Annotated in this window: 9 protein-coding genes; 8 read left to right on the top strand and 1 reads right to left on the bottom strand. The window is 72.4% G+C overall.

All coding sequences use genetic code 11. The features are described 5' to 3' along the window. Positions 1 to 333: 333 nt before the first annotated feature. From AB0F62_RS15220 to AB0F62_RS15190, 7 genes are all read left to right on the top strand, one after another. Positions 334 to 1,692 (top strand): phosphomannomutase/phosphoglucomutase, encoded by a 1,359-nt coding sequence (locus AB0F62_RS15220; protein ID WP_361797675.1) that lies wholly within the window; start codon positions 334 to 336, stop codon positions 1,690 to 1,692. 207 nt (positions 1,693 to 1,899) lie between these two features. Further along, a complete protein-coding gene (locus tag AB0F62_RS15215; protein WP_361797672.1) occupies positions 1,900 to 2,079 on the top strand; it encodes a Trm112 family protein in 180 nt (59 codons plus the stop codon). Between the two features lie 135 nt (positions 2,080 to 2,214). After that, a complete protein-coding gene (locus AB0F62_RS15210) occupies positions 2,215 to 3,366 on the top strand; it encodes an SIS domain-containing protein (RefSeq protein ID WP_361797669.1) in 1,152 nt (383 codons plus the stop codon). Positions 3,367 to 3,370: 4 nt separating this feature from the next. After that, a complete protein-coding gene (manA, locus tag AB0F62_RS15205; RefSeq protein WP_361797666.1) occupies positions 3,371 to 4,579 on the top strand; it encodes a mannose-6-phosphate isomerase, class I in 1,209 nt (402 codons plus the stop codon). Between the two features lie 95 nt (positions 4,580 to 4,674). After that, complete coding sequence (locus AB0F62_RS15200) at positions 4,675 to 5,619, top strand: cation diffusion facilitator family transporter (protein WP_361797663.1); 945 nt, start codon at positions 4,675 to 4,677, stop codon at positions 5,617 to 5,619. 238 nt (positions 5,620 to 5,857) lie between these two features. Next, complete coding sequence (gene ahcY / locus AB0F62_RS15195; protein WP_361797660.1) at positions 5,858 to 7,309, top strand: adenosylhomocysteinase; 1,452 nt, start codon at positions 5,858 to 5,860, stop codon at positions 7,307 to 7,309. Between the two features lie 129 nt (positions 7,310 to 7,438). After that, the gene (locus AB0F62_RS15190; RefSeq protein WP_361797657.1) at positions 7,439 to 8,062 is read left to right on the top strand and encodes a hypothetical protein; all 624 of its coding nucleotides are present in this window, start codon (positions 7,439 to 7,441) and stop codon (positions 8,060 to 8,062) included. 17 nt (positions 8,063 to 8,079) lie between these two features. On the opposite strand, the gene AB0F62_RS15185 is transcribed toward AB0F62_RS15190, so the two are convergent. After that, a complete protein-coding gene (locus tag AB0F62_RS15185; protein ID WP_361797654.1) occupies positions 8,080 to 9,069 on the bottom strand; it encodes an RDD family protein in 990 nt (329 codons plus the stop codon). A 96-nt stretch (positions 9,070 to 9,165) separates the two neighbouring features. On the opposite strand from AB0F62_RS15185, the gene AB0F62_RS15180 reads away from it, so the two are divergent. Continuing rightward, on the top strand, positions 9,166 to 10,173 hold the full coding sequence (locus AB0F62_RS15180) for a stage II sporulation protein M (RefSeq protein ID WP_361797651.1): 1,008 nt from the start codon (positions 9,166 to 9,168) through the stop codon (positions 10,171 to 10,173). Positions 10,174 to 10,507: the final 334 nt, after the last annotated feature.

Genomic DNA, 10,507 nt, shown 5'->3' with positions numbered 1-10,507 from the left:
GCCACCTGCGCGTCCTGCGCTCGCCTGACTCCTTGCCCGGGTTCCTGGCCTGGCACCTGACCCGGGTTCCCGGCCTCGGCCTCTGACCCGGGTTCCGGTCCGGGCTGCCGCTCCTCCCGTGCTCGGCCGACTCCCGGCGCCCCCGTCCCCGGCCCCCCGTCGCGGCCCCGGCGCAAACTCCGCCCCGCCCCCCGACCCCGTACCGCGACGTGACCGCGGCCCCGGCCGCCCCCCACCCGGGACACCGCATCGGCTCGTTCGGATCCGCCCGGTAGGTTGGCTCTTGCCACGATCCATCCACCGGCAACCGGATTCCAGAGCGGAGCACATGCGGTGACCGACCTCTCCCAGCTCGTGAAGGCGTACGACGTCCGCGGAGTCGTCCCCGACCAATGGGGCGAGCCGCTCGCCGAGCTCTTCGGCGCGGCCTTCGTCACCGTGACCGGGGCCGACGCGATCGTGACGGGCCACGACATGCGGCCCTCGTCCCCCGGCCTGTCCCGGGCCTTCGCCCGCGGCGCCGCCTCCCGCGGCGCGAACGTCACCGAGATCGGCCTCTGCTCCACCGACCAGCTGTACTTCGCCAGCGGCAAGCTGAACCTGCCCGGCGCGATGTTCACCGCCAGCCACAACCCGGCCCGCTACAACGGCATCAAGATGTGCCGCGCGGGCGCGGCCCCGGTCGGCCAGGACACCGGACTCGCCGAGATCCGCGCACTCGTCGAGCAGTGGGCCGACACCGGCCTCCCGGCGAGCGACGCCACCCCCGGCGAGGTCACCCAGCGCGACCTGCTCGCCGACTACGCCGCCCACCTGCGCACCCTCGTCGACCTGAGCTCCATCCGGAACCTGAAGGTCGTCGTCGACGCCGGCAACGGCATGGGCGGGCACACCGTCCCCACCGTCTTCGACGGGCTGCCCCTCGACCTCGTCCCGATGTACTTCGAGCTCGACGGCACCTTCCCCAACCACGAGGCCAACCCCCTCGACCCCAAGAACATCGTCGACCTGCAGCAGAAGGTGCGCGAGACCGGCGCCGACATCGGCATCGCCTTCGACGGTGACGCCGACCGCTGCTTCGTCGTCGACGAGCGCGGCGAGCCCGTCTCCCCGTCCGCGATCACCGCCCTGGTCGCCGCCCGCGAACTGGCCAAGCACCCCGGTTCCGCCGTCATCCACAACCTGATCACCTCGTGGTCCGTGCCCGAGGTCGTCAAGGAGCACGGCGGCACCCCCGTCCGCACCCGCGTCGGCCACTCCTTCATCAAGCAGGAGATGGCCCGCACCGGCGCCGTCTTCGGCGGCGAGCACTCCGCGCACTACTACTTCCGCGACTTCTGGAACGCCGACACCGGCATGCTCGCCGCGCTCCACGTCCTCGCCGCCCTCGGAGGCCAGGACGGCCCGCTGTCCGGGCTGGTCGCCGAGTACGACCGCTACGCCGCCTCCGGCGAGATCAACACCGCGGTCGAGGACCAGGCCGGCCGCGCCGCCGCCGTCCGCACGGCCTTCGCCGACCGCCCCGGCGTCACCACCGACGAACTCGACGGGCTCACGGTCACCGGCGACGGCTGGTGGTTCAACCTCCGCCCCTCCAACACCGAGCCGCTGCTGCGCCTCAACGTCGAGGCCCGCGACGCTGAGCTGATGGCCGCCGTCCGCGACGAGGTCCTGGCCGTCGTCCGCGCCTGACGGCCCCGAGCCCTCTGCCGGAGGAGGCCCCGCCCCCTCCGGCAGGGACCGGCGGGCGCCCGCGCCCGCTCTCGCGTCGCGCCTCGGCACCCCACGCGGTCACGCGCGTCCCGGCCCCCGGCGATAGGCTGAAACCGCCGGTCCGAACGCGTACGCCCGCACCCGGCGGACGCTCGGAAGAGACCACCACAAGGGAAGACGCGACCCATGCCGCTCGTCGAAGCCAGCCTCCTGGAAATCCTCGCCTGCCCCGCCTGCCACGCACCCCTCCGCGAGGACATCGAGGCCACCGAGCTCATCTGCACCTCCGCCGACTGCGGCCTGGCCTACCCCGTGCGCGACGACATCCCCGTCCTGCTCGTCGACGAGGCCCGCCGCCCGGCGTAGCGGAACCCCGCCCGGCACCGCGCGAGCCGTACCCACGACGACCGCGGCACCGCGCGGCGCACCTCCCCCGCACCCCACCCGTACGGCGCCCCGCGACACCCGACACAACCGGACCGGACCGGAGGTCACCCCCCGATGCTGGACGAGACGCTGCTCGACGACCCCGACGCCCTCGCCCGCGCCGACACCCGCGGCCTCCTCCTCGGCGTCGCCGCCGCCGGCGCCCGCGTCCGCACCGCCGCGCGCCTGGCCCAGGAGGCGGGCGTTGGCGGGCTCAAACCGGACGGCCGCCCCCGCAGCGTCCTCGTCGCCGGACCGGGCGCCGTCGCCGCCGCGACCGTCGCCGAACTGCTCGCGGCCCTGGGCAACGGCAGCGGCCCCGTCCTGCCGCTGCACCCGACCGGCCCCGCCCCCTACGACCTGCGATGGGCCCTCCCCGGCTGGGCCGGCCCCATGGACCTGCTGCTCATCGCCAGCCCGGCGGGCACCGAGGCCGGCCTCGCCGACCTCATCGAGCAGGCCTACCGGCGGGGTTGCACCGCGGCCGCGGTCGTACCCGTCGGCTCGCCCATCGCCGAGGCGATCCAGCAGGTGCGCGGCATGGTCCTCCCGTACGCCCCCGCGCCCGACCCCGCGTCCGTCGCGGGCGTCCTGGGCGAGGCCGCCGACCCCACCGAGGACCTCGGTGCCTTCTGGGCGCTGCTCACCCCGCTGCTCGCCCTCGGCGACCGCATCGGCCTGCTGGCCGCCCCGCCCGACGCCGTCGAGCGTGTCGCCGACCGCCTCGACGAGGTCGCCGCCCGCTGCGGCCCCGCCATCGCCACCTACGGCAACCCCGCCAAGGCCCTCGCCTCCGAACTCGCCGAATCCCTGCCGGTGATGTGGAGCGAGGGACCCGTCGCCTCGGTCGCCGCCCGGCGCTTCGCCGCGGCCATCGCCTCCCGCGCCGGACGCCCCGCCCTGCACGGCGAACTCCCCGAAGCGCTCGACACCCACGGCGCACTGCTCGCCGGCTCCCTGGCCGGCGCCCTCGACCCCGAGGACTTCTTCCGCGACCGCGTCGACGAGCCCGAGGACCTCCGCCTGCGCGTCGTCCTCCTGCACCGTCCCGGCAACGGGGCCGCCGCTTCCGCCCCGCTCGCCCGCGAGCTCGCCACCACCCACGACACCCCGCTGAGCGAGCTCGCCCCGGCCGAGGGCAGTGACCTCGAATCCGCCGTCGAACTCCTCGCCGTCACGGATTTCGCCTCCGTTTACCTCGCCATCACCTCCACCGGGAGATCATGACCGCATGGACCGCCTGACCAACACCATTCGCCCGTACGCGTGGGGCTCCACCACCGCGATCCCCGAACTGCTCGGCACCACCCCCACGGGCGAGCCGCAGGCCGAACTGTGGATGGGCGCGCACCCCGGCGCCCCCTCCCGCGTCGACCGCGGCGACGGTCCGGTCCCGCTCGACCAGGTCATCGCCGCCGACCCGGCCGGCGAACTCGGCGGCGCCGCCGTCGAACGCTTCGGCCCCCGGCTGCCGTTCCTGCTCAAGCTCCTCGCGGCCGGTTCCCCGCTCTCCCTCCAGGTGCACCCCGACCTCGCCCAGGCCGCCGCCGGCTTCGCCGACGAGGAGGCCCGCGGCATCCCCGTCGACGCCGCGCACCGCAACTACAAGGACGCCAACCACAAGCCGGAGATGATCGTCGCGCTCACCCCCTTCGAGGGACTGTGCGGCTTCCGGCACCCCGAGGAGACCGCCGCGCTCCTCACCGGCCTCGGCGTCGACTCCCTCAAGCCGTACGCCGACATCCTGCGCGCCCACCCCGAGGACGCCGCCCTCCGCGAGGTCCTCACCGCGGTGCTCGGCGCCGAACGCGAGGCCCTCGCCGACGCCGTCGACCAGGCCGGAGAGGCCGCCGGCCGCCTCGCCGCCGAGGGCGGACCGCACGCCGACGCGTACGCCGCCTACGCCGCCATCGCCCACGCCTACCCCGGCGACCCCGGCGTCATCGCCGCCATGCTCCTCAACCACGTGCGGCTCCAGCCCGGAGAGGCGCTCTTCCTGGGCGCCGGCATACCGCACGCCTACCTCAGCGGCCTCGGCGTCGAGATCATGGCCAACTCCGACAACGTCCTGCGCTGCGGCCTCACCCCCAAACACGTCGACATCCCCGAACTGCTGCGCATCGTCCGCTTCCAGGCCGGCGACCCCGGAGTCCTCCGCCCCGAGGCGTCCCCCGACGGCGAAGAGCTCTACGGCACCCCCATCGACGAGTTCAGGCTCTCCCGCTACTCCCTCGCCGCGGGCGCCGCCCCCCGCACCCCGCACGACCGCACAGCCCAGATCCTGCTCTGCACCGACGGCACCGCCACCCTGCGCACCCCCGGCGACCCGGCGGCCCCGGAACTCACCCTCACCCGCGGCCAGTCCGCCTACGTTCCCGCAGGCGAACGGGTCGAACTCACCGGCGAGGGCACCGTGTTCCGTGCCACCGTGGTGGCCTGACGCACCACGCGAATCACGGCCTGCAAGAATGTCCCGCCGTAACGCCGTAAAGACCGGGCAAAGACCAGGGCCGACGGAAGGGACCACCACCACCTATGAGCGCGTCAGGCGGAACCAAGGCGATCGTCGCCGCGTTGGGCGCCAACCTCGCCATCGCGGTGAGCAAGTTCGTGGCGTTCGCGTTCAGCGGCTCCTCGTCGATGCTCGCCGAAGGCGTGCACTCGGTGGCCGACTCCGGCAACCAGGCGCTGCTCCTGCTCGGGGGCAAGAAGGCGCAGAAGAAGGCCACCGAGGAGCACCCCTTCGGCTACGGGCGTGAGCGCTACATCTACGGCTTCCTCGTCTCCATCGTGCTGTTCACCATCGGTGGCGTCTTCGCCCTCTACGAGGGCTACGAGAAGGTCAAGCACCCCCACGAGGTCGAGCACTGGTACTGGCCCATCGGCGTCCTGGTCTTCGCGATCATCGCCGAGAGCTTCTCCTTCCACACCGCCATCAAGGAGTCCAACGAGGTCCGCGGCAAGCAGAGCTGGAGCCAGTTCATCCGCACCGCCAAGGCACCCGAACTCCCCGTCGTCCTCCTCGAGGACTTGGGCGCCCTCGTCGGCCTCGTGCTCGCCCTCGGCGGCGTCGGACTCGCCCTGCTCACCGGCAACGGCGTCTGGGACGGCATCGGCACCCTGTGCATCGGCGCCCTCCTCGTCGTCATCGCGCTCGTCCTCGCCTCCGAGACCAAGTCCCTGCTCCTCGGCGAGGCCGCCGGCCCCGAGGTCGTCGCCCGCATCCGCGAGGCCATCGTCGACGGGGACACCGTCACCCGCGTGATCCACATGCGCACCCTCCACCTCGGACCCGACGAGCTCCTCGTCGCGGCCAAGATCGCCGTGCAGCACGACGACACCGCCGCCGAGGTCGCCCGCGCCATCGACGCCGCCGAGGCCCGCATCCGCGAGGCCGCGCCCATCGCCCGCGCCATCTACCTCGAACCCGACATCTACCGCGAGCAGCCGGCCGCCCCCGCCGACCCCGCTACGGACTGATCCCCCTCACACCACCTCCACGTACCTTCCGGACCCGCCCGGCCACTCGGTGTAGATTCGTCGGTAGCCAGACGTCGCTGCTGATGGCGGTCGGGCGGTCCGGACACGGACCGGCCGAGGGAGAGAGGGCCTCCGACGGGCTGAGCTGCGGTCGAGGGAGACGTATGTCCGCATGCCTCCCCACGCCCCGCAGCGGAAAGCCGATGTCCGCTCTCGAAGCACCCCACGAGGAGACTGCATGTCCCCCGTCAACAACGACTTCAAGGTCGCCGACCTCTCCCTGGCCGCCTTCGGCCGCAAGGAGATCACCCTCGCCGAGCACGAGATGCCCGGCCTCATGGCCATCCGCGAGGAGTACGCGGCCTCCCAGCCGCTGGCCGGCGCCCGCATCACCGGCTCGCTGCACATGACCGTGCAGACCGCCGTCCTCATCGAGACCCTGGCCGCCCTCGGCGCCCAGGTCCGCTGGGCCTCCTGCAACATCTTCTCCACGCAGGACCACGCCGCCGCCGCCATCGCCGTCGGCCCCCACGGAACCCCCGAGAACCCGCAGGGCATCCCCGTCTTCGCCTGGAAGGGCGAGACCCTCGCCGAGTACTGGTGGTGCACGGAGCAGGCCCTCACCTGGCCCGACTCGCCCACCGGCGGCCCGAACATGATCCTCGACGACGGCGGCGACGCCACCCTGCTCGTCCACAAGGGCGTCGAGTTCGAGAAGGCCGGCCAGGCCCCCGACCCCTCCACCGCCGACAGCGAGGAGTACGAGCAGATCCTGCTGCTCCTCAACCGCACCCTCGGCGAGAACCCCCAGAAGTGGACCCAGCTCTCCTCCGAGATCCGCGGTGTCACCGAGGAGACCACCACCGGCGTCCACCGCCTGTACGAGATGCAGCGCGACGGCACCCTGCTCTTCCCGGCGATCAACGTCAACGACGCCGTCACCAAGTCGAAGTTCGACAACAAGTACGGCTGCCGCCACTCCCTCATCGACGGCATCAACCGCGCCACCGACGTCCTCATCGGCGGCAAGGTCGCCGTCGTCTGCGGCTACGGCGACGTCGGCAAGGGCTGCGCCGAGTCGCTGCGCGGCCAGGGCGCCCGCGTCATCGTCACCGAGATCGACCCCATCAACGCCCTCCAGGCCGCGATGGACGGCTACCAGGTCACCACGCTCGAGGACGTCGTCGAGACCGCCGACATCTTCGTCACCACCACCGGCAACCGCGACATCATCCTCGCCGAGCACATGCAGCGCATGAAGCACCAGGCGATCGTCGGCAACATCGGCCACTTCGACAACGAGATCGACATGGCCGGCCTCGCCAAGATCCCCGGCATCGTCAAGGACGAGGTCAAGCCCCAGGTCCACACCTGGACCTTCCCCGACGGCAAGGTCCTCATCGTCCTGTCCGAGGGCCGCCTGCTCAACCTGGGCAACGCCACCGGCCACCCCTCGTTCGTGATGTCCAACTCCTTCTCGGACCAGACCCTGGCCCAGATCGAGCTGTTCACCAAGCCCGAGGAGTACCCGATCGGCGTCTACGTGCTCCCCAAGCACCTCGACGAGAAGGTCGCCCGGCTCCACCTCGACGCCCTCGGCGTCAAGCTCACCACCCTGCGCCCCGAGCAGGCCGCCTACATCGGCGTCCCGGTCGAGGGCCCCTACAAGCCGGACCACTACCGCTACTGACGCCGCCCGGGCCGCCCGCACGACAGCGCGCCACCGGCCCCCACGGCACCACAGGAACCATCCCGCAGGCCCCCGCCCCCGGCGGGGGCCTGCCCCGTCGGGCCCCGGCCCGCTTTGTAAGGTCGAACCATGCCCCGCGGCCGCTACTCGTTCCACGACACGCACGACCACACCCCCCTCGGCGAAGAACACTTCCACTGCGCCACCGGCCCCACAGGCTGGCGCTACACAGCGCAGAACACCCACCCCGACGGCGGCCACGCCGGATCCGTCGACCTCACCATCGACGAACTGGGCCGCCCCATCCGCCTGGAACTGCACGCCGCGAGCTGGCAGGTCCGCGGCGCCGCCCTCGAAGGCGTGACCTGGGTACGCACCGACCCCTCCGGCGAACACGCTCAGGAGGGCAACGTCCCCGCCCACGCCTTCACCGGCGCGTCACCCGCGTTCTACATCGCCACCGCACGGCTGCTCCGCCTGCGGCCCGGCTCCCCGGCCACCCGCGTACGCCTCGTCTCATTCCAGCCCCCCGTGCTCGCACCCCGCACCCTCGACCAGTCGTGGTCCCTGATCAAGAGCGAAGCACACCCCACTGACAACGCCCCCCTGATCGTGGACGAATACCAGGTCAACGACCTGGAGACCGGTGAACAGCACACCGTCCACATCGCCGGCGACGTCGTGCTGTCCGCCCCGGGCATCGAACTCGAGGAGCTCGAGTCACCCCCGTCCGCGTTCCCCCCGGCGGACTGACCCCACCACCCGCGCGGTCACGCCGGAGGCGCGAACCCCGTCGACGAAGAAGACGGGGGAACAGGCATGTCCGCAGGACCCTCCACCTGCGGCGGAGCCACGGCATCCGCCCGCCCGGCGCCGTCCGCCCCCGGCACCGCCCACCCCACCGGCGGCACCGCCGCCCGCACCCGCCCCGGCACCTGCTCCACCGTCCCCGAGCCCCCCGGCTCCACCACCCCGTCCACCGGGACCCCGAAGACCCTGCGCGCGTCCCGCGCCTGCCGCTCCGCCACCACCGCCGCCAGGAACGCCGCCGGCGGCGTCCCGTCCGGCACCGTGGCCCCTGTACACGCCACCACGTCCGCCGCCAGCCGCCCGGCCATCGACCACCCCACCTGCGGATCCAGCTGGTGCATCCGCGACAGGTACTGGCGCACCGCCAGCCACAGCCCCTCCGGCACCGCCGACAGGTCAACCCCCGCCAGCTGCCCGGCCAGCCACGGCGGCGCGGGCGGCAACGGCCGGGGGGCCCGCGGCACCGGAATCCGCTCCCGCACCACGAGCGTCCCCGCGAACACATCGCCGATCCGCCGCCCACGCGCCGACACCAACGAGGCGATACACGCGATCACCCCCAGGAACATCTGGATCTCGACCACCCCGACCGCCCCCCGTACCAGCGCGTGCCGGAACCGGATCGGACCGCCGTCGTCCCGCACCACCCGCAGCCCGCACGCCAGCTTCCCCAGCGACCGCCCCCGGCTCAGCGTCTCCACCGCGATCGGCACTCCGATCAGCACCAGCACCAGCGAAGCCACGTACACCGCCATGACCATGGCCTCGTCCATCGACGCCGTCGCGAACGCCAACACGACCGAGACGATCAGATAACCGCCGATGTACACGACCCCGTCCAGCGCCGCGGCCAGCACCCGGCTCGGCAACTTCGCCGTATGCAGCCCCAGCTCCACCGCCTCGCCCGTCACCAGCCGGCCGGCACCGCCCGTCGCGCTCGCCTCACTCATACGGGAACCCTCTCCTCCTGCCCACCCCGGACCCGGAGCGACCAGTCTGCCCCGTCTGCCAAGCTGGGACCTCCCGGCCAGCCAGGAGCAGCGCCCATGGACCTCGACGTCTTCGCAGCCGCCCACAGCCACGAGTGGGACCGACTCGACACCCTGCTGCGCCGGCACGGGCGCCTGACCGGGGAGGAAGCCGACGAACTCGTCACCCTCTACCAGCGCGCCGCCACCCACCTCTCCCTCGTCCAGTCCAGCGCCCCCGACCCCGCGCTCGTCGGACGGCTGACCACACTCGTCGCCCGCGCCCGCAGTGCCGTCACCGGCGCCCGGACCCCCGGCTGGCGCGACGCGGCCCTCTTCTTCACGCGCACGTTCCCCGCCGCGGTCTACCGCTCACGCCACTGGTGGGTCCCCACCGCACTGATCTCCACAGCGGTCGCCGCAGTCATCGGCTGGTGGATAGCCACCCACCCCGAGGTCCAGTCGGCCATCGCCGCCCCCGAGGAGCTGCGCGCCCTGACCCGTCCCGGCGGAGAGTACGAGACCTACTACTCCAGCCACCCCGCGGCGTCCTTCGCGGCCCAGGTCTGGACGAACAACGCCATGGCCGCCGGCTACTGCCTGGTGCTGGGCGCGTTCCTGGGGCTCCCCGTCCTCTACGTACTGTTCGAGAACATGCTCAACCTCGGAATCGGGATCGGGCTCATGGGCTCCGCCGGCCGCCTCGACACCTTCCTCGGCCTGATCCTCCCGCACGGCCTGCTCGAACTCACCGCCGTCTTCGTCGCCGCCGGCACCGGTCTCCGCCTCGGCTGGACCGTCATCGACCCCGGCCCCCGTCCCCGCCGTACGGCCCTCGCGGAAGAGGGCCGCGCCGCCATCGGCATGGCCATCGGCCTCACCGCCGTCCTCTTCGTCTCCGGCGCCATCGAAGGCTTCGTCACCCCCTCCGGCCTGCCCACCTGGGCCCGAATCGGCATAGGCGTCGCGGTGGAGATCCTCTTCCTCGTCTACGTCTACGTCGTCGGACGGCGTGCGGCCCGCGCAGGCGAGACGGGCGACCTGGAGCGGGCAGACCGCAGCGATACCTTGCCCACCGCGGCATGACCCGGACGGCCGACGACGGCGATGTGCGTCCAGGGTCCCTGAGCTGCTAGTCTCCTCTCCGCCCCAGAAGCCTGTTGACACGGGTGGACGGGGGAGGTAGATTCGAGAAGTTGCCACGAACTGGACATGTTCGAGGCCAGCGGCTAGGATCTAGCGCGCTTCGAAAGACATCGACTGCATCGCACCTCTCAGAAAGAAATTTCTGAGTGGCTTTTTGCGTCGCTATCCGCAGAGGCAAATCCCGCCGGCGGGAATCGGGCCCGAAAGAGTCTGATAAAGTCGGAGACGTCGAAAGGCGAAAGCCCGGAGACAAAAACCCCGCTCCAACAGGGGG

This window comes from Streptomyces sp. NPDC026673 (assembly GCF_040638135.1).
Classification (GTDB): domain Bacteria; phylum Actinomycetota; class Actinomycetes; order Streptomycetales; family Streptomycetaceae; genus Actinacidiphila.
This window is presented reverse-complemented; position numbering and strand designations above follow the sequence as displayed.

What these genes read in the sequence shown, in the direction of transcription:
- AB0F62_RS15215 (WP_361797672.1), top strand. Translation starts at nt 1,900, where the DNA reads ATGCCGCTCGTCGAAGCCAGCCTCCTGGAAATCCTCGCCTGCCCCGCC.
- AB0F62_RS15210 (WP_361797669.1), top strand. Translation starts at nt 2,215, where the DNA reads ATGCTGGACGAGACGCTGCTCGACGACCCCGACGCCCTCGCCCGCGCC.
- manA (WP_361797666.1), top strand. Translation starts at nt 3,371, where the DNA reads ATGGACCGCCTGACCAACACCATTCGCCCGTACGCGTGGGGCTCCACC.
- AB0F62_RS15200 (WP_361797663.1), top strand. Translation starts at nt 4,675, where the DNA reads ATGAGCGCGTCAGGCGGAACCAAGGCGATCGTCGCCGCGTTGGGCGCC.
- ahcY (WP_361797660.1), top strand. Translation starts at nt 5,858, where the DNA reads ATGTCCCCCGTCAACAACGACTTCAAGGTCGCCGACCTCTCCCTGGCC.
- AB0F62_RS15190 (WP_361797657.1), top strand. Translation starts at nt 7,439, where the DNA reads ATGCCCCGCGGCCGCTACTCGTTCCACGACACGCACGACCACACCCCC.
- AB0F62_RS15185 (WP_361797654.1), bottom strand. Translation starts at nt 9,069, where the DNA reads ATGAGTGAGGCGAGCGCGACGGGCGGTGCCGGCCGGCTGGTGACGGGC.
- AB0F62_RS15180 (WP_361797651.1), top strand. Translation starts at nt 9,166, where the DNA reads ATGGACCTCGACGTCTTCGCAGCCGCCCACAGCCACGAGTGGGACCGA.